The 18,289-nt window shown below is 66.3% G+C and carries 19 protein-coding genes, 1 tRNA gene, 1 pseudogene and 1 riboswitch; of the genes and pseudogenes, 5 read left to right on the top strand and 16 right to left on the bottom strand.

Features of this window, described 5'->3' with window-relative positions; translation table 11 throughout:
• Positions 1 to 5 precede the first annotated feature (5 nt).
• Both KDW55_RS19150 and hda read right to left on the bottom strand, forming a co-directional pair.
• Entirely contained in the window at positions 6 to 683 is a 678-nt protein-coding gene (locus KDW55_RS19150) for an HAD family hydrolase (RefSeq protein WP_040143482.1), read from the bottom strand.
• 11 nt (positions 684 to 694) lie between these two features.
• Positions 695 to 1,429: a DnaA regulatory inactivator Hda gene (gene hda, locus KDW55_RS19145; protein ID WP_040143483.1), complete on the bottom strand. Its 735-nt coding sequence runs from the start codon at positions 1,427 to 1,429 to the stop codon at positions 695 to 697.
• A gap of 247 nt (positions 1,430 to 1,676) precedes the next feature.
• Between hda and purM the strand changes: the two genes are divergently transcribed.
• Entirely contained in the window at positions 1,677 to 2,732 is a 1,056-nt protein-coding gene (gene purM / locus KDW55_RS19140; protein ID WP_059547776.1) for a phosphoribosylformylglycinamidine cyclo-ligase, read from the top strand.
• Positions 2,733 to 2,842: 110 nt separating this feature from the next.
• Positions 2,843 to 3,241 (top strand): SgcJ/EcaC family oxidoreductase, encoded by a 399-nt coding sequence (locus tag KDW55_RS19135; RefSeq protein WP_069240998.1) that lies wholly within the window; start codon positions 2,843 to 2,845, stop codon positions 3,239 to 3,241.
• Positions 3,242 to 3,554: 313 nt separating this feature from the next.
• On the opposite strand, the gene miaA is transcribed toward KDW55_RS19135, so the two are convergent.
• Positions 3,555 to 4,529: a tRNA (adenosine(37)-N6)-dimethylallyltransferase MiaA gene (gene miaA, locus KDW55_RS19125; protein ID WP_212160924.1), complete on the bottom strand. Its 975-nt coding sequence runs from the start codon at positions 4,527 to 4,529 to the stop codon at positions 3,555 to 3,557.
• A complete protein-coding gene (gene mutL / locus KDW55_RS19120; protein ID WP_212160925.1) occupies positions 4,526 to 6,520 on the bottom strand; it encodes a DNA mismatch repair endonuclease MutL in 1,995 nt (664 codons plus the stop codon). Before mutL ends, miaA begins: the two co-directional genes overlap by 4 nt.
• A 173-nt stretch (positions 6,521 to 6,693) precedes the next feature.
• Between mutL and KDW55_RS19115 the strand changes: the two genes are divergently transcribed.
• On the top strand, positions 6,694 to 7,377 hold the full coding sequence (locus tag KDW55_RS19115) for a DedA family protein (protein ID WP_040144882.1): 684 nt from the start codon (positions 6,694 to 6,696) through the stop codon (positions 7,375 to 7,377).
• Positions 7,378 to 7,469: 92 nt separating this feature from the next.
• On the opposite strand, the gene KDW55_RS19110 is transcribed toward KDW55_RS19115, so the two are convergent.
• From KDW55_RS19110 to KDW55_RS19100, 3 genes are all read right to left on the bottom strand, one after another.
• Positions 7,470 to 8,282 (bottom strand): mechanosensitive ion channel family protein, encoded by an 813-nt coding sequence (locus KDW55_RS19110; RefSeq protein WP_040143488.1) that lies wholly within the window; start codon positions 8,280 to 8,282, stop codon positions 7,470 to 7,472.
• A gap of 194 nt (positions 8,283 to 8,476) precedes the next feature.
• Complete coding sequence (locus KDW55_RS19105; protein WP_212160927.1) at positions 8,477 to 9,310, bottom strand: class II glutamine amidotransferase; 834 nt, start codon at positions 9,308 to 9,310, stop codon at positions 8,477 to 8,479.
• A gap of 132 nt (positions 9,311 to 9,442) precedes the next feature.
• Complete coding sequence (locus KDW55_RS19100; RefSeq protein WP_006484989.1) at positions 9,443 to 9,772, bottom strand: carboxymuconolactone decarboxylase family protein; 330 nt, start codon at positions 9,770 to 9,772, stop codon at positions 9,443 to 9,445.
• A 130-nt stretch (positions 9,773 to 9,902) separates the two neighbouring features.
• Between KDW55_RS19100 and KDW55_RS19095 the strand changes: the two genes are divergently transcribed.
• On the top strand, positions 9,903 to 10,850 hold the full coding sequence (locus KDW55_RS19095) for an AraC family transcriptional regulator (protein ID WP_040143490.1): 948 nt from the start codon (positions 9,903 to 9,905) through the stop codon (positions 10,848 to 10,850).
• A 385-nt stretch (positions 10,851 to 11,235) separates the two neighbouring features.
• On the opposite strand, the gene KDW55_RS19090 is transcribed toward KDW55_RS19095, so the two are convergent.
• From KDW55_RS19090 to KDW55_RS19050, 9 genes are all read right to left on the bottom strand, one after another.
• A tRNA-Lys gene (locus KDW55_RS19090) sits at positions 11,236 to 11,311 on the bottom strand.
• A gap of 58 nt (positions 11,312 to 11,369) precedes the next feature.
• Complete coding sequence (ybgF, locus tag KDW55_RS19085; RefSeq protein ID WP_040143491.1) at positions 11,370 to 12,119, bottom strand: tol-pal system protein YbgF; 750 nt, start codon at positions 12,117 to 12,119, stop codon at positions 11,370 to 11,372.
• 19 nt (positions 12,120 to 12,138) lie between these two features.
• Positions 12,139 to 12,648, bottom strand: a complete 510-nt coding sequence (gene pal, locus KDW55_RS19080) for a peptidoglycan-associated lipoprotein Pal (RefSeq protein ID WP_040143492.1) — start codon at positions 12,646 to 12,648, stop codon at positions 12,139 to 12,141.
• A gap of 17 nt (positions 12,649 to 12,665) precedes the next feature.
• Entirely contained in the window at positions 12,666 to 13,961 is a 1,296-nt protein-coding gene (gene tolB / locus KDW55_RS19075; RefSeq protein WP_059547769.1) for a Tol-Pal system beta propeller repeat protein TolB, read from the bottom strand.
• 108 nt (positions 13,962 to 14,069) lie between these two features.
• Entirely contained in the window at positions 14,070 to 15,131 is a 1,062-nt protein-coding gene (gene tolA / locus KDW55_RS19070) for a cell envelope integrity protein TolA (protein WP_212160928.1), read from the bottom strand.
• Positions 15,128 to 15,577: a protein TolR gene (gene tolR / locus KDW55_RS19065; protein WP_040143495.1), complete on the bottom strand. Its 450-nt coding sequence runs from the start codon at positions 15,575 to 15,577 to the stop codon at positions 15,128 to 15,130. Before tolR ends, tolA begins: the two co-directional genes overlap by 4 nt.
• A gap of 10 nt (positions 15,578 to 15,587) precedes the next feature.
• Positions 15,588 to 16,265 carry a protein TolQ gene (gene tolQ / locus KDW55_RS19060; RefSeq protein ID WP_034182824.1) on the bottom strand — a complete coding sequence of 226 codons (678 nt, stop codon included), beginning with the start codon at positions 16,263 to 16,265 and terminating at the stop codon, positions 15,588 to 15,590.
• 142 nt (positions 16,266 to 16,407) lie between these two features.
• Positions 16,408 to 16,893, bottom strand: coding sequence for a tol-pal system-associated acyl-CoA thioesterase (gene ybgC / locus KDW55_RS19055; protein WP_040143496.1), 486 nt, complete (start codon positions 16,891 to 16,893; stop codon positions 16,408 to 16,410).
• Positions 16,894 to 16,979: 86 nt separating this feature from the next.
• Complete coding sequence (locus KDW55_RS19050) at positions 16,980 to 17,726, bottom strand: SDR family NAD(P)-dependent oxidoreductase (RefSeq protein WP_209821718.1); 747 nt, start codon at positions 17,724 to 17,726, stop codon at positions 16,980 to 16,982.
• A gap of 180 nt (positions 17,727 to 17,906) precedes the next feature.
• Positions 17,907 to 18,007, top strand: a riboswitch (ZMP/ZTP riboswitch).
• 137 nt (positions 18,008 to 18,144) lie between these two features.
• Here KDW55_RS19050 and glyA point away from each other — a divergent pair.
• A pseudogene (glyA, locus tag KDW55_RS19045) lies at positions 18,145 to 18,289 on the top strand (serine hydroxymethyltransferase); the annotation flags it as partial.

The raw sequence follows: 18,289 nt of genomic DNA, 5'->3' as shown, positions 1-18,289 counted from the left end.
GACGTTCAGAAGAGATCGAGGATGCGCCAGCCGCGGGCGCTTGCATGCGCGCGCAGCGTGTCGTCGGGGTTGGTCGCGATCGGGTCGGTGACTTTCTCGAGCAACGGGATGTCGTTGTGCGAGTCGCTGTAGAAGTAGCTGTGCTCGAAGTCTTCCCAGCGCTTGCCGAGCGAGGCGAGCCATGCTTCGGTGCGCACGATCTTGCCTTCGCGGTAGCTCGGCGTGCCGGTCGGCCGGCCCGTGTACGGCGAATCGGGATGCCCGTCGGTCGTTTCGACCTCGCACGCGATCAGCGTGTCGACGCCGAACGCGGTTGCGATCGGACGCGTGATGAATTCGTTGGTGGCCGTCACGACGCAGCACAGGTCGCCGGCATCGATGTGCTTGCGCACGAGTTCGAGCGCGGCGGGCGTCATCGCAGGGCGGATCACCTCGTGCATGTACTGCTCGTGCCATTCGGCCAGCTGCGCGCGCGAATACTTCGCGAGCGGTGTGAGCATCGCGCACAGGTATGCGTGGATGTCGAGCTTGCCGGCCTTGTAGTCGGCGAAGAACTGATCGTTCTGACGCGAGAAGCTTTCCGCATCGACGATGCCGAGCTTCACCATGAAGCGGCCCCATTCGTGGTCGCTATCGGTCGGGATCAGCGTGTGATCGAGGTCAAAGAGTGCCAGATTAGTCATGGAAGCGCATTTTACTCGAAGCGGTTCGGGCCTGTGCCCGGCGGTGCGGTGTCGTCGCCGGGGCGGGCCAGCATCCGGCGCAACAGCGGCAGCGTGACGGCGCGCTTCTGCTCGAGCGAGAAGCGGTCGAGCGCGTCGAGCAGCGCCATCAGGCTCGGCATGTCGCGGCGGAAATGGGTCAGCAGATACGCGGCGATGTCGTCGGTGAGCGCGATCCCGCGCTCCTTGGCCGCCAGTTTCAGTACGGCGATCTTGCCGGCGTCAGACGGCGGCGACAGATGGAACACGAGCCCCCAGCCGAGCCGCGTGCGCAGATCCTCGCGCACGTCGAGCGCGAGCGGGGCGGCGGGGCCCGCGGCCACGAACGCGCTCGACGGATGCGCGCGCACCTCGTTGAACAGGTTGAACAGCGCAACCTGCTGCGCGTCGCTCATCTTGTCGCAATCGTCGATCGCGTAGATGCCGATGCGCGGGTCGAACGTGAACGCGCCGAGCGGGCTCTGCGGCGTCAGGTAGCGTGCGTAGCCGTACGATGCGTCGCTCACGAGCGCCTGCAGCAGATGGGTGCGGCCGCTGCCGGGCTCGCCCCAGATATAGAACGACCGGTCCGGCACGGGCCCCGCCGCGAGCGCGAGGTCGAGCTTCTGGAGCCGCGAGATCAGCTCGTCGTTCTCCTCATTCATGATGAAGTTGTCGAACGTGGCGGGCGGCGGCGTGCCGAGATCGAGCGTCAGTTGACGGGACACAACAGTCACAATGCGGGTCGGTTGATGAAACGCGCGCCGTACGCCGGGCACGCGCGGGGAACTGCGCCGGTCGTTGCACGCAAGGTCGCACGCACGGCGGCGCGCGGGTTCCGGCGCGGCATGCGGGGCGATGAAAACGGGGACGTGTCGACCAAGATGCAATCCCTGACGATTCGGTGCTGGGAATTCCGGCCAACGGGCCGGCTTCGGGTAAAATCGCATTTTACCGACCTTCTCGCATTCCCCCATGAATCCTCCGAAATCCGCTCCCGACGCTCAGGGTCTGTCCTACCGCGACGCAGGCGTCGACATCGACGCGGGCGACGCGCTCATCGACAAGATCAAGCCTTTTGCGAAGAAAACCCTGCGCGACGGCGTGCTCGGCGGCATCGGCGGGTTCGGCGCGCTGTTCGAAGTGCCGAAGAAGTACAAGGAGCCGGTGCTCGTGTCGGGCACCGACGGCGTCGGCACCAAGCTCAAGCTGGCGTTTCATCTGAACAAACACGACACCGTCGGCCAGGACCTGGTCGCGATGAGCGTGAACGACATCCTCGTGCAGGGCGCCGAGCCGCTGTTCTTCCTCGACTACTTCGCGTGCGGCAAGCTCGACGTCGACACGGCCGCGACCGTCGTCAAGGGCATCGCGCATGGCTGCGAACTGTCGGGCTGTGCGCTGATCGGCGGTGAAACGGCCGAAATGCCGGGCATGTACCCCGATGGCGAATACGACCTGGCCGGCTTCGCGGTCGGCGCAGTCGAGAAGAGCAAGATCATCGACGGCAGCACGATCGCCGCCGGCGACGTGGTGCTCGGTCTCGCGTCGAGCGGCATCCATTCGAACGGCTTCTCGCTCGTGCGCAAGATCATCGAGCGCGCGAACCCGGATCTGTCCGCCGATTTCCACGGCCGCTCGCTGGCCGACACGCTGATGGCCCCGACGCGCATCTACGTGAAGCCGCTGCTCGCGCTGATGCAAAAGCTGACCGTAAAGGGCATGGCGCACATCACCGGCGGCGGCCTCGTCGAGAACATTCCGCGCGTGCTGCGCGAAGGCCTGACCGCCGAGCTCGACCAGAACGCATGGCCGCTGCCGCCGCTGTTCAAGTGGCTGCAGGAGCACGGCGGCGTCGCGGACGCGGAAATGCACCGCGTGTTCAACTGCGGAATCGGGATGGCCGTGATCGTCGCGGCGGCCGATGCCGATGCCGCGATCGCCGACCTGACGGCCGCCGGCGAACAGGTGTGGAAGATCGGCACCGTGCGTGCGAGCCGCGAAGGCGAGGCGCAGACGGTCGTGGTCTGACGCACCGCAAGCAGGATGCAGTAACGAAAGCCGCCCGGGGCCGACCCGGGCGGCTTTTTTTCTGGCGTGGCCGCGGGCGTCGCAGCGCGCCGCTTGAAGGAGCAACGACGATGACGGAAGACGAACGCGCGATCCGGGAGCTGGTGGAAACCTGGTTCGTGTCGAGCCGGCGCGGTGACCTGGCGACCGTGCTCGATCTGATCGCCGACGACGCGATCTTCATGGTGGCCGGCAAGCCGCCGTTCGACAAGGCAGCGTTCGCGGCCGCGTCGCGCGACGCGAATGCGGCACGCGACGGCGCCGCGCCGAAAGTCGACGGCCGTTACCGGATCGACGAATTGCGCGTGGCCGGTGACTGGGCCTACATGCGCAATTTCATCGAGATCGACGTCACGCCGCCCGATGGTGACACGCTGCGCCGTTCGGGCCATACGCTGACGATTTTCCGCAAGACCGACGGCCGCTGGCGGCTCACGCGCGATGCGAATCTCGTGACGCCCGTGCAGTGAGTGCGGTGGCGTGCGGGGCGCCGGCCGCCGCCTGCACGGACGCGCGCGCCGCGCCAGGGTCGCGCGCGCCGGCGAGCAGCGGCGGCACCAGCAGATAGAGCAGCGCGGCGGCGGCCCACACGAATGCGGGCCACGTGCCGCAGGTGGTTGCGTAGATCGTCGTGACGACGGGCGGGGCCGCCCACGCCGATCAGCGGGCCCGCGATGAAGCCCACGCCCGTGGCGCTGACCGTCGATGGCGCGCGTCGGCCCGAGTGAATGGCGTGATGCAGCGCGCCCGGAAATGCGGCGCACCCGGCCTGCGTCGTTTGCGTCAGGTTGGCGCGCGGTCGTCGAGTACGCGCTCGAGTGCGTCCAGTGTGCGCGCGGTCGAATCCGGCGCGACACAGTCGACGACGACTCGCTCCGGCATCGCACGCAGCCACGTGATCTGCCGCTTGCACAGCTGGCGTGTCGCGAAGATACCCTTGTCCCGCATCGTCCGGTAATCGGTGACGCCGTCGAGATATTCCCACGCCTGGCGATAGCCGACGCAGCGCATCGACGGCAGGCCGATGTGCAGATCGTCGCGGCGGCGCAGCCGTTCGACTTCGTCGATGAAGCCTGCGTCGAGCATCGCATCGAAGCGTTGCGCGATGCGCGCGTGCAGCACCGAGCGGTCCGACGGTTCGAGCGCGACCGGCACGAAGCGGTATGCGGCAGCCGCATCGTCGGTGATGCGCGGCGCGGCGAGCAGCGCCGACATCGGCTGCCCGGTCAGCATGAATACTTCGAGCGCGCGCTGAATCCGCTGCGAGTCGTTCGGCGCGAGCCGCGCGGCCGTTGCCGGGTCGACCGCGGCAAGCCGTGCATGCAGCGCCGGCCAGCCGTCGCGTGCGGCGGCGGCGTCGAGTTCCGCGCGCACGGCCGGATCGGCGGTCGGCAGGTCGTTGAGGCCCTGCGTAAGCGCCTTGTAGTACAGCATCGTGCCGCCCGCGAGCAACGGCGTGCGGCCGCGCGCGATGATCTCGGCGATCAGGCGCAGCGCATCGGCACGGAACTCGGCTGCGGAATAGGCATCGGCCGGGTCGATGATGTCGATCAGATGGTGCGGCGCGCTCGAACGCTCGTCGCGCGTCGGCTTCGCGGTGCCGATATCCATGTCGCGGTAGACGAGCGCCGAATCGACGCTGACGATCTCGATCGGACGGCGCGCGGCCAGCGCGAGCGCGGCTGCCGTCTTGCCCGATGCGGTGGGGCCGAGCAGACAGGCGATCGTCGTCGGACGAGACTGCGGTGCCGCGCTCATTGTCCGCGCATGAAAAGGCGGTCGAGGTCGTTCAGCGTGAGCTGATACCACGTCGGCCGGCCGTGATTGCACTGGTCCGCGCGTTCGGTCGCTTCCATCTGGCGCAGCAGCGCGTTCATCTCGTCGAGCGTCAGGCGCCGGTTCGCGCGCACGGCGTGATGGCACGCGAGCGTGCCGAGCAGTTCGTGCTGCCGTTCCGTGAGCACGCGCGAGCCGCCGAACGCGTGGAGATCGGCGAGTACCGCGCGCGCGAGCGACTGCAAGTCCGCATCTTTCAGCAGCGCGGGCACCGCGCGGATCGCGAGCGTCGTCGGCGACAGCACCGCGAGGTCGAAGCCCAGCGATTCGAGCGTCTCGCGTTCTTCCTCGGCCGTACCGATCTCGACCGGCGTCGCCGTCATCGATACCGGCAGCAGCAGCGACTGCACCGCGACCGTTCGGTCCGCGAGCGCATTCTTGAACTGTTCGTACAGGATCCGCTCGTGCGCCGCGTGCATGTCGACGATGACGAGGCCGTGCGCGTTCTGCGCGAGCACGTAGATCCCGTGAATCTGGCCGAGCGCGAAACCGAGCGGCTGGTCGTCGTGCGCGGCGGCAACGACGGGCGACCCGCCGAAGCCGGGCAGCGGTGCGATCGGCGCGGCGGCCGAACCGCCTGCATCGCCCGAGACGCGGGCCGTGCCGTCCGGCGCGCCCGAACCCGTGTCCTTGCGGCCGAACAGCGCGTCGTACAGCGCGAGCGGCTGCGCGACCGGCAGCGTGCCCTGCGTCGTGCGCGCCTGGCGCATCCACGTGGTGCCGGACGACGATGAAGACGCCGCCGGCGAGAACCCGCTGCCACCCGTGCCGGACGCGGTGCGCTGACCGAGCGGCGTGGTCTGGAACGAAGCCGGGCCGCCGGGCGCGGCCTCGATGTGCGCCGCATGGCCGCCCGCGGTGGTCTCCGGCGACGCGCCCGCGTGGCGTGCGAGCGCGCGCTGCACCGCATGGAATACGTATTGATGGATCGAGCGCGAATCGCGGAACCGCACTTCGATTTTCGACGGATGCACGTTCACGTCGACCGCCTCGGGCGGCAGGTCGAGGAACAGTACGTACGACGGGTAACGGTCGCCGTGCAGCACGTCCTCATACGCGGCGCGTACAGCGTGCGTGAGCAGTTTGTCGCGCACGAAGCGGCCGTTCACGAAAAAATATTGCTGGTCGGCACGGCCGCGGCTCGCGGTCGGCAAGCCGGCGCAGCCGTAGACGGCGAGCGGCCCGGCCTGCTCGTCGAGCGGCAGGTGCGCGGTCGCGAAGCTGTCGCCGAGGATTTTCGCGACGCGCTGCGCGGGTTCGGTCGCGTTCCAGTGCTCGACGGCCTTGCCGTTGTGCAGGACCGAGATCGCGACGTCCGGCCGTGCGAGCGCCGCGCGACGGATCATCTCGAGGCAGTGGCCGAACTCGGTCTGCTCGCTCTTGAGGAATTTGCGGCGCGCCGGCGTGTTGAAGTACAGCTCGCGCACCTCGATCGTCGTGCCCACCGCGCCGGCGGCTGGCGACAGCGCGCCCGTGGTCGCGTCGATCTTCGTCGCGTGCGCGGCGTCGGCCGTGCGGCTCGTGATCGACATCTCGGCGACCGATGCGATCGACGCGAGCGCTTCGCCGCGAAAACCCAGCGTCGCGACTGCCTCGAGCTCCTCGAGCGAGCGGATCTTGCTCGTCGCGTGGCGCATCAGCGCGAGCGGGAGCTCGTCGGGCGGAATCCCGCAACCGTCGTCGGTGATCGAGATCCGCTTGACGCCGCCTTCCTCGAGCACGATGCGCAGCGTCGTCGCGCCGGCGTCCATCGCGTTCTCCAGCAACTCCTTGACGACCGATGCCGGGCGTTCGACGACCTCACCCGCAGCGATCTGGCTGATCAACTGGTCGGGCAGGGGCTGGATCGCGCGCAGCGGGCGCGGAGCGGGGGCGGACGCGGCGCCCGTGGCCGTTTCGGTGATTTCGGACATGGCCGAATTATAGCGAGGCGGCGCCGGGCTGCCGGCGCTGTGCCCCGTTACGTTTTTTCACGGAGCCTTAAGGGACTTTCGGTATCATGACTGCGTTTCGCGTGCCGCCTTGTCCGGCGGGCGCTTCCGCCTTCTTCGGCCGTTTCGGCCATTTCGCCTTCGAGGAATCGCATTTGGATACGCTGCTTCATTTCGTCAACCTGGTCCTGCATATCGACGCGTTCCTCGGCGACTTCATCCGGCAGTACGGCGCATGGGTGTATCTGGTGTTGTTCCTGATCGTGTTTTGCGAGACGGGGCTCGTCGTGCTGCCGTTCCTGCCTGGCGATTCGCTGCTGTTCATCGGCGGCGCGTTCGCGGCGACCGGCGACATGAACGTCGGCGCGCTCATCGCACTGCTGCTCGTTGCAGCGATTGCCGGCAATACCGTGAACTATCTGATCGGCCGCTGGATCGGGCCGAAGGTCTTCAATACCCATATCCCGGTGCTCGAGCGCTTTCTCGATCGCGCGGCACTGGAGAAGACCCACTCGTTTTACGACAAGCACGGCGGCAAGACCATCGTCCTCGCGCGCTTCATCCCGGTCGTGCGCACCTTCGCACCGTTCGTGGCCGGCGCGTCGTCGATGAGCTTCACGCGCTTTCAGCTGTTCAACGTGATCGGCGCGCTGGTTTGGGTGCTGCTGCTGGTGCTGCTCGGCTACTTCTTCGGCAATATCCCGTTCATTCGCCAGTACCTGAACGTGATCGTGCTCGTGGGGATCGGCGCGGCGATCGTACCGGTCGCGCTCGGCGCGCTGTGGAAGCTGGTGCGCGGGCGGCATTCGGACAATACGCAGAAGACGAGCGGGCGCTGAGCCGGCGTCTTTGCTTCGGCTCGGCAAAAGAGCGTGGCGGCCCCGGGCTGCCACGCTTTTTTTTGTCCGTTTCGGCTGGCTTGCGGCGCGCGTCAGGCGTTGCGATGCGAAATCGGCGTTTCGGGCGTCGGATACCCGGCCTCGCGGAACGTCTCGAGAATCACGCGGTTGGTATCGCAGTACACCTGCCAGTAGTTCTCCGGCTGCGTCGACGGGCGCACGAACAACAGCGGGCCTTCCGGCGTGAATTGCAGCACGCCGACGTCCGGCGCCGGCACCTTCATCACGTTCGGGATCAGCTGGATTTGCGTCTTCAGGCGGTTGATCGCGTCGGCCGCGTCGACGCTGTTCGCGATCTTCGCGGTCAGGTCGACGCGGCGATGCGGCGTCGCGCTGTAGTTCGCGATGTTGTCCGAGAAGATCTTGTTGTTGCCGACGATCGTCACGACGTTGTCGGCCGTGATGATCGTCGTGCCGAACAGGCCGAGCTCTTTCACGGTGCCCGTCACGCCGCCCGCGGTGATCACGTCGCCGATCTTGAACGGACGCAGCACCTGCATGAACACGCCGGCGGCGAAGTGCGCGAGCAGGCCGCCCCACGCGGTGCCGATCGCGAGGCCGAGGCCCGCGAGCAGTGCGGCGAACGACGTGGTCTGCACGCCGAAGATCTGCAGGATCGCGAGGATCAACAGGACCGTCAGCAACACGCTGACGACGGAGGTCAGGTAGTCGGCGAGCGTCGGATCGACTTTGCCGCTGCGGCGCACGACTCTACCGAGCACGCCGGTGCCGATGCGGATGGCCCAGCGGCCGACGAACCACAACACGATTGCGGCAACGAGGTTCAGGCCGAAGTCGAGGCCGCGGGTCATCAGGAATTGCTGCGCAGTGTGAAGGTCGATCATGCGTTCTCCCCGGTAGATGAGCGCAGTGGCGCGAAAAATGGAGGTGTTCGGCTCCGAACGATCGGACGTTTATAACTCGACTGCTGCGCAGCGACAACCGCGCCGCGCGAATCGCGATGGCGTGCCCGATTCGATATCGCGTGCGTCGGCGATGCGGCGGCGACGTACGCAACTCGATGCGTGCGCAACGAAGCCTATTTGTGCCGCGGTTCGAACGCCTGCTGCCGCACATCGGCCCCATGAGCGACGATGGCCGTGCTTTCAGGCACTGCCGCCCACGCGCCGCGCAAATCGACGAGCGGTTCCGACACGACCATGAACGCGTCGTCACCCGCTTCCGCAATACGCGGATTGTGCGGATAGAGCGCGTGCAGATGCTTGAACGACGTGCTGTGGAACAGCGAGCGCGATTGCCGCTCACTCGAATAACGCACCGCGATGATGCGCTCGCCGTCGGTCGCGCAAATCGTCATGTTGAGCGGCTCGGCGACGCGATATCGCACGGCGGCTTCCTCGATCACGCCGACCATCCGCTCGAGCGCGGGCAGCGGCGCCTGCTCGAGGCCGTAGGTGAGCGCGAGACGGAACATCAGCTCGGAGTCGGTCGAGCCCTCGAGCGTCGGGAACAGCGCCGGGTCGACCTTCATCGTCAGGTCGCGGCGCAGCTTGTGGAAATCGCGGATCAGCCCGTTGTGCGCGAACAGCCAGCGGCCGTGGCGGAACGGATGGCAGTTGGTTTCCTGGACGGGCGTGTCGGTTGCCGCACGAATGTGCGCGATGAACATCCGCGAACGGATCGCGCGCGCGGCTTCGCGCAGGTTGCGATCGTTCCACGCCGGATGCACGGAGCGGTAGCGAAACGGCAGTTCGTCCGGGTGTCCGTACCAGCCGATACCGAAGCCGTCGCCGTTGGTCGTTGTCGCGCCCAGCTCCGAATGCAGACTCTGGTCGATCAGCGAATGCTTCGCACGAAACAGTACGGTCTCGAGTTGGATCGGGTTACCCGTATAAGCGAGCCAGCGGCACATGGAGCGCTCCTTCGCGGTCAATCTTCGCGCATGGTAGCCGACTTCGCGCCGCGGCCGGCGGCCGCGCGCGATTGGCCGCGACAGACGACATGGCGAAGGATGCGGCGGGGCGCCGCATCCTTCATGCGCGCGTCAGTCGCCGAGCGCATCCATCACGCGCGCGGAGTAGACGAGCGCCGCGCCCGCATTCAACGCGATCGCGACGCCCAGCGCTTCGGCCACTTCCTCCTTGGTCGCGCCATGCTTCGCGGCTTCGGCCGTGTGTACGGCGATACAGCCGTCGCAGCGCGTCGTGACGGCGACTGCGAGCGCGATCAGTTCGCGTGTCTTCGCGTCGAGATGACCCGTCTTCGCACCGGCGCCCGACAACGCCTTGTAGCCGGCAAGCGTGTCGGGCGACAGCTTCGCGATGTCGCCGATGCGGGTCGAGAGTTCCTTTCGGTATTCGTTCCAGTTCAGCATGATGCGTCCTTTCGAGAAGAGGTGGGTCGGGCGGCGGATGCCGCGATCCCCGGCGATGCAGGACTTATTCTGAGCGCTCGCGCTGAGGGTTTCGATACGCTAGAGTGTCAATTTTTAGCGCGAACGTCTCATGGACGCATTGAGTCAACTGTTGTCGCTGGGCCGTAGCCACGTCGAGCTCGACGTGCGCTGCCTGCTCGACGGCCCGTTCGCGATGCCGCACGGTGGATTGCCGCCCGGCGAGGCGGCATTTCATCTGCTGCTGGCAGGCACCTGCCGGCTGCGTACCGCGGACGGGCGCACGCTGCGGCTGACCGAAGGCGATTTCGTGCTGCTTCCGGGTGGCGATGCACACGATCTGTTCGATGCGAATGAGGGTGGAACGCGACGGGTCATGCCGTTGCGCGAGGCGGGCACGGGCGGCGGCGCGGTGCTGCCGGTGAAGTCGAATCGCGATGCGTCGCAATCGGTCGATGCGAGCGTGGACGTGCTTTGCGGTCGCTTCGTCTATGCGCGCGGCGCCGGCGAATTGCTGACGCGCGCGCTGCCGCGTGTGCTGCACGTCGGGCTCCGTGATGCATCGGGGCTCGCGTCGCTGCAGCCGCTGACCAATGTGCTGCGCGCCGAGGCATCGAATGCCCAGCCGGGTGCGCGTGCGATCGTGAATGCGCTCGGGCAGGCATTGCTCGCATACGCATTGCGCGCGTACGGCCGCGATGCGCGCGTGCCGGCGGGCTGGCTCGCCCTGGCGGCGGATGCGCGGCTCGGGCCGTCGGTGCAGGCCGTGTTGCAAGCGCCGGCGCGGCCGTGGACGGTCGAGTCGCTCGGCGCGGCGTCGGCGATGTCGCGCGCGACGTATGCGCGGCATTTTCGCGACAAGGCCGGAATGAGTGTCGGTGCATTCGTCGCGCAGATCCGGATGATGCACGCGTGCACGCTGCTGCAGGACACGCAGCGTGGGCAGGCGGAGATCGGGCAGGCGGTCGGTTATCAGTCGGAGGCGGCGTTCGGCAAGGCGTTTCGCGCCGTGCTCGGCACGACGCCCGGACGTTGGCGGCGCGCGCAGCGTGGCGCGTAAGGCAGCACGCCCGAGCGTCGAGCGGCGCGGCAAAGCTGCTACCGTGCGCGAAGCGTATTCCAGCGAAAACGATTCCGGCCGACAGCCAACAGGAGAGTAAGAGCGGGCAAAAGCAATGAACCACCCGCGATCCAGCCGCCGTCGTTTGCATTCCGGGATTCTGGCGTTGTCCAGGCGGCTGCGTCGTCGCTGTCCGAGACGCGATCGCGCTGCGATGGAGATTCAATGAGGGATGGCCGGTGCGCGGACGGCGACCGCGATGTCTGCGACGCGGTGGATACGCATCGGAAGAGGGGGAAGCGCTCGTGCGCACGCATTCGCATGCGGCGAGTCGCGCAAATGAAGAAGGGGCTTCCGGTTTCCCGGAAGCCCCTTCTTTACATCTTGGTAGGCCGTGCGTGACTCGAACACGCGACCAACGGATTAAAAGTCCGCTGCTCTACCAACTGAGCTAACGACCCAAAGAGCAAAAAATTATAGCGGTGGATCGCTGGACTGTCAACAACCCGTCACGACGATTTATTTGATGCTCTCGATCTTGCCCTGCGCCGTTTGCGCCGCGTTCGACCCGGCGTACTGCGACACGACCTGCTCGAACGTCTTCTTGGCGGCCGCTTTCTGGCCTTGTTCGAGCTGGTTCGTCCCGATGGCGACCAGTGCGTCGGCCGCGCGCGGATGTTGCGGATACTTGCTCACGATCGCTTGCCACGTCGCGGTCGAGCCGCGGTAGTCACGCAGCGCGTATTGCGCATTGCCGAGCCAGTACTGCGCGGTCGGCTGATACGGGCTCTGCGGATACTTCGCGATGAAGCTGCGGAAGGACGCAGCGGCGGCCTTGAAATTGCCGTTGCGGAATTGCTGCTGTGCTGCGCTGAGCGCATCCGTTTCACCTGGCTGCACGGTGCCCTCGACACCGTCGATCGTCGCCTGTTGCGGCTCGAACTTCTTGAGCCGCGTGTCGAGATCCTGGTAGTACTCCTTCTGCTGCCGCTCGAGCGTCGTCAGCCGGTTCGTCAGATCCTCGTTCTCGCCGCGCAGTGTCGCGACCTGCTGGTTCAGCTGGTCGATACGGCCGGATTGATCGAGGATCGTACGCTGGGCGGCCGACAACTGGTTGGCCAGGTTGTCGCTCTTGCTGCGCAGATCGAGCACGGCGCGGCGCGCCTCATTGTCGTCGAACATGCCGGCGTGCGCCGGCGCGGCCGACCACGCCGCGCCGGCGACGCAAAATGCTGCGGCCACGCGCAGCCAGGATACACGGTGCGTCATACGGCAATTCTTCCGTTACTTACTGTTGGTAGACGAGATCGGCGCGACGGTTCTGCGCCCACGATGCTTCGTCGTGACCCGTTGCTTGCGGCTTTTCCTTGCCGAGGCTCACGGCTTCCATCTGCGAGTCGTTCACGCCGAGCAGCGCCATTGCGCGGCGAACGGCTTCCGCACGCTTCTGGCCGAGCGCGAGGTTGTACTCGCTCGTGCCGCGTTCGTCGGTGTTGCCCTGGATCAGCACGTGACGCTGCGGGTGGCTCTTCAGATACTGCGCGTGTTGCTGCAGCAGCGGCTGGTACTCGTCCTTCACCGAATAGCTGTCGAAGTCGAAGTAGATGCTGCGCTTCGCGAGCGGGCTGTTCGGATCGTTCAGCGGATCGACGTTCACTTGCGCGACGTTGTCGGCGCTCGGCTGCGTGCTCATCGCACCCGCGTTGGCCTTGTCGTCGAGCTTCACGCCCGACTTACACGCTGCGAGCGCGCCGATCATCATCACGGCCAGGGCCAGACGAGCTTTATTCGACATCATGGTTACTCTCCTTGTGGTCATTGCATGAAGGGCCCCCACGACGGCTCACGAACGGAGCCGCCCTGGACGGACAGGATCTGCGGCGGCGCGCTGCCGTCGGAGGGCACTGCTGCCAGCACGTTGCGACCACCCGACTGGGTAGCGTACAGAATGTACTGGCCGTTTGCCGCGAAGCTCGGCGATTCGTCGCGATTGGTGTTCGTGATGGCGTTCGCCGCGCCGGTTTGCAGATCCTGAACGTACAGCTTGAACCCCCCACCCGTGCGGGAGATGTAGGCCAGCAGCTTGCCGTCCGGGCTGACGCGGGGGCTGGTGTTGTAGCTGCCGTTGAAGGTCACGCGTTGCGCCGCGCCGGCGCTTTCGCCTTGCGCGGGCATCCGGTAGATCTGCGGCGCGCCGCCGCGATCGCTCGTGAAGTAGATCCAGCGGCCGTCCGGCGAGTAGAACGGCTCGGTGTCGATCGAGCTGCTTTGCGTGAGCCGGCGCAGACCGCCGCCGTTGGCGTTGACCGAATAAATTTGTGTATTGCCCGTCAGCGACAGCGCGACGGCCAGCGTGTTGCTGTCCGGCGACCACGCCGGCGCGCTGTTGTTGCCCTTCTGGTCGGAGACCATGTAGCGGCGACCGGTCGGCAGATCGTGGATGTAGACGATCGGCTTCTTGCGCTCGAACGACACGTACGCGACCTTCGTGCCGCTCGGCGACCACGCCGGCGAGATGATCGGCTCCGTGCTCGACAGCGCGATCCGCGCGTTCTGGCCGTCCGAATCCGAAATCTGCAGCTGGTAGCGGTTGCCCGTCTTGATGACGTACGACAGCCGCGTCGCGAACACGCCGCGCACGCCGAGCAGCTTCTGGTAGATGTAGTCGGCGATCTTGTGGCCGGCCGTGCGCAGCGTGTTGTCGTTCGCCGTCAGCGACAGGCCGCCGAGGCTTTGCTGCTTCACGGTGTCGTACAGGATGAAATTCACCTTGTACTGGCCGTTCGCTTCGCGGTTCACGCTGCCGGCGACGAACGCGTTCGCGCCCTTGGCCTTCCATGCGCCGAGATCGACCGATGCGGTCTCGGGCACGGGCGTGCTGCCCGCATCGATATTCGTGAATTTGCCGCTGCGGGCGAGGTCCGCGCGGACGATCGACGTGACCTGCTGCGGCAGGCCCGCCTCGTTCGCGAAGTTCGCGGTGGCGATGGGGAACTGGGTCGAACCGACGCCGGTAATCAGCACGTTGACCTGCGCATTAGCGGCGCCGCCGGCCGCAATCAGACACGAGGCCACGAGTGCCCTGAAACCTAGTTTCGTCATCAAACTCATGCTTCTGCTTCCCATGTGACTTGGATCGCTGCGCAACCGCAGAGACAGTAAAAATACCCGATTCGTTCCCGTCCGGCAGCGACGCACGGAGTGTAAGCGCATTTGCGCTCACTCCGCCGCCTTGAAGGTAATCGTAATACTCGACGGGGTATGACCGTCAGTATCGGGCGGTAACGGAACCGACGCCTGGATCGCATTGACCACCGCCTGATCCCACCCCGAATTGCCGCTCGGTCGCGATACCGAGACGCTCAACAGGTCGCCAGAAGGCGTACAGCGGATCTTGACGATTGTCGTGAGTCCCGCGCGCTCGCCGGCCCAGACGATGTTCGGTTTCACGCGGCGGCGTACCTTGTCGGCATAGCCCGGAGAGGCGGCGTTGCCGCCGGAACCCGTGCCGGTGCCGCTTTTCGCGAGGCCTTGGCCGCCGCCTTCACCGGCACCCGCGAGGCCCTGCATCTGAGCGAGGCGCGCATTCCGTTCCCGGTCGAGCTTCGCCTTCGCTGCCGCATCGGCCTTCGCGCGCGCCGCCGCTTCGGCCTTTGCCTTCGCTTCCGCCTTCGCTTTCGCGGCGGCGTCTGCCTTGGCCTTCGCCGCCTGCTGTGCTTCCAGCTGCGCCTGTTTCTGCTGTTGCAGTTTTTGCTGCTCGAGCTTCTGCTGTTCGAGCTTTTGCTGCTCGGCGAGCTGCTGTTGCTTCAGTTTCGCGGCCTGCTTCTGCTTTTCGCGTTCAGCGGCTTTTTCCGCGGCGAGCGCGGCAGCCTGCTGCGCCGCAAGTTGCGCGCGGCGCGCTTCCTCTTCCTGCTGCTTCAACTGCTGGGCGCGGCGCTGCTGCTCGAGCAGCGCTTCGCGCGCGGCTGCTTCCTGCTGGCGCTTTTTCTGCTGCAGCGCGATGTCCGCCTGCTCGTCCCGGACCGGCGGAGCGGGCGGCGCGACTTTCGCGGGCGGCGTGGGTGTAACCACGGGGCGCGGCGCGGGCACGTCGGGCACCTCGGTCCACAGCTCGGCTTCGGCTCCGGCCGGCGTGCTGTTCTGCCACTGCACGCCGTGATAGAGGAACAGTGCGAGCAGCACGTGCATCAGCGCGGCGAGCGCGAACGCGCGCCAGGTGCCGCGCTCGCGAGGGGGCTGAGACGGGTAGGCGTGGTCGCGCGTGGATTGCTGCCGGTTCATTGCGATTTGACGAGGAGGCCGACGCGCTTGACGCCGCGCGCCTTCAGATCCGACATCACGGTCATGACCGAATCGTACTGCACGGTCTTGTCGGCCGCGATCACGACCGGCTGGTCGGGATGGTCGGCCTGCCGCGCAGCGATGAAGCTGTCGAGCTCGGCCTTCGTCATCGTGTCTTCCTGCGTCGCGCCGGAGTCGCTCTTGTACTTGACGCTCATCGTGCGGTCGGCCTTGATGTTGACGACGACGGGCGGCGTCTGTTCCTGCGGCGCGGCGTTGCCGACGGTCGGCAGATTGATGATCGACGGCGCGACGAGCGGGGCCGTGACCATGAAGATCACGAGCAGCACCAGCATCACGTCGATGTACGGCACGACGTTGATGTCGGCCATCGCGCGGCGCGAACGGCCGCCCCGCATGCTGGATCGAATGGGACTTCCTGCCATGGCGCGCTCCTTACTGGGCCTGACGCTGCAGGATGTTCGAGAATTCTTCGATGAAGGTCTCGAAGCGGATCGCGAGGCGGTCGATGTCGTGCGCGTAGCGGTTGTACGCGACTACCGCCGGAATCGCGGCGAACAGGCCGATCGCGGTGGCGACGAGCGCCTCGGCGATGCCCGGCGCGACGTTCGCGAGCGTCGCCTGCTGCACGTTCGCGAGACCGCGGAACGAGTTCATGATCCCCCAGACGGTGCCGAACAGACCGATGTACGGGCTGACCGAGCCGACCGACGCGAGGAACGCGAGGTTCGCTTCGAGCACGTCCATTTCACGCTGGAACGACGCGCGCATCGCACGGCGCGCGCCGTCGAGCACGAGACCGGGATCGCTGAGACGCTTTTCCTTCGCCTTCAGGAACTCGCGCATCCCCGATTCGAAGATGCGCTCGAGCGCGCCGATCGTGTGGCGGTTGTTGGCCGCGCTCTGATACAGCGCCTGCAGGTCGCCGCCGGACCAGAAATCCCGCTCGAAGCGTTCGGTCTGCGCGCGCGCGCGCCGGATCGCAAACCACTTGCGGAAGATGAAGGTCCACGACATCAGCGACAGCAGCAACAGCAGCCCCATCACGGCCTGGGCCAGCACGCTCGCGTTGAGGACGAGGGAAATGATCGACAGGTCTTGAGAAGTGTTCATAGAGTTTGAGTAACGTCCCTTCGGGGTGCCCGGCGAAGGCGCGCGGCATGCATGCGGCGCGGCGCGCCGGCGTGGCCTGGCGCCGAACCTTGCTTAGTATCGATTCAGGAGGGCAAGTTCATAGGTTTTGTCTAAACGGTGCTCATTCGAGCTTCGTTGACAATACAGTTTGCCCGGCGTCGATGACGGGCCCGCGTTGTAGTGCCTCCAGCACGGCTGGCGGGATCGCCGCAGGCCGGATGCCGGTTTGGTCCACGCAACCCAGCCGGATGTGTCCGGCGACGAGCAGCGTGTCGCCGCGCCACGCTTCCTGCGTGAATTCCACCGATGCGCGGCCGATGCGCCCGGGCCGGCTCATGATCGTCAGCGCGTCGTCGAGTCGCGCCGGCGCGCGGTAGTCGAGCGACGTGCTGCGCACGATGAAGATGGCGCCCGTGTCGTCGGCGAGGCGGCGCTGGTCGATGCCGCACGCGCGCAGCCATTCGGTGCGGGCGCGTTCGAAGAACTTCAGGTAGTTGGCATAGAAGACGATGCCGCCTGCATCGGTATCCTCGTAGTACACGCGAACCGGCCAGATAAAGCCGCAGGGCGCGTCCGGGGAGCGGGTAGGCTGAGTCATGGCGCGCATTCTACCGGAAGGCCGCGGACGGATTCGTAACGGAATGTAGTACGCGGCAGGCCGCCGGCGCGGGGCCGGCGGCCTGCCGAGACGGGTCAGCCGCGATGGATCGTGAGGCCGGCGGGGGCTTGAGCAACCGGCATCATCTCGATCGTGTTGATGTTGACGTGCGCGGGACGCGTTGCGATCCAGTAGATGGTGTCGGCGATGTCCTCGGCGGTGAGCGGCTGGACGTTCTGATATACGTTCGCAGCCTTCGCGTCATCGCCGCGGTAGCGCACGTTCGAGAATTCCGTGCCGCCGCACAGGCCGGGTTCGATATCAGTGACGCGCACGGGCGTGCCGATCAGGTCCGCGCGCAGATTCAGACTGAATTGTCTGACGAAAGCCTTGGTTGCGCCGTAGACGTTCCCGCCCGGATACGGATAGGTGCCGGCGACTGAACCGAGATTGAAGATATGGCCGCGGCCGCGCTCGATCATCCCTGGCAGCAGCGTGTGCGTGACCGTCACGAGGCCAGAGCAGTTCGTGTCGATCATCGTCTGCCATTCGTCCAGGCTCGCCTTTTGGGCAGGCTCCACACCGAGCGCGAGGCCTGCGTTGTTGACGAGCACGTCGAGCGCTGCAAACTCGGCGGGGAGTGCAGCCGGCACGGCCTCGACGGCGGCGCGGTCGCGCACGTCGAGCTCGAACGGCAGCAGCGCATCACCCAGCTCGGCCGCGAGCGCATCGAGACGATCCTTGCGGCGGGCGGTGGCGACGACGCGGTGGCCGCCCTTGACAAACGCGCGGGCGATGGCGGCGCCGAAGCCGGCGGACGCGCCTGTGACGAACACGATCATTGCTGCTCCTGGTCGGTAACGAATTGGCGGATAGTATCCCGCAAGCCTACTGAGATTGCCGCACCGCGGCAAGGCGCCGAAGCGCGTCTGAGCGGGAGCGTATAGCCTGGCCCTTATTATTTCTACATGCCTGGCGCGCGGTTGCCTATTCATGGCGCATCCAATAAACTAACGCGCTCATCACCCCTGCGTGACTGGCGATAGAACCCTTCGGGTTCAAGGTGGAGCATCCCACCGTGAAGCGCGGGGCGCCGTTTTTGCCGTTCGCCTGGGCAGCCGTTGTGCGCCGTTGCGTGCATTGCCGGTGGCTGTCCTGTCTCGCGTCATACGGATTCTTCCGCCACGTCGAGCTGGCCCCGCCAGCAGCGCAATGTACTCGGCCGCACCGGTCAACCTGTACACACTTAACGGAAACCGTATGTTTGACAGAGCCCAAAGCACCATCGCGAACGTCGATCCCGAACTCTTTGCAGCGATCGAGCAGGAAAACCGCCGCCAGGAAGATCACATCGAGCTGATCGCGTCGGAGAACTACACGAGCCCGGCCGTGATGGCCGCACAGG

This window comes from Burkholderia sp. AU19243, assembly GCF_018148075.1.
Classification (GTDB): Bacteria; Pseudomonadota; Gammaproteobacteria; order Burkholderiales; family Burkholderiaceae; genus Burkholderia; species Burkholderia latens_A.
The sequence above is the reverse complement of the archived record's forward strand: the minus strand, read 5'-3'. Positions and strand labels throughout refer to the sequence as shown.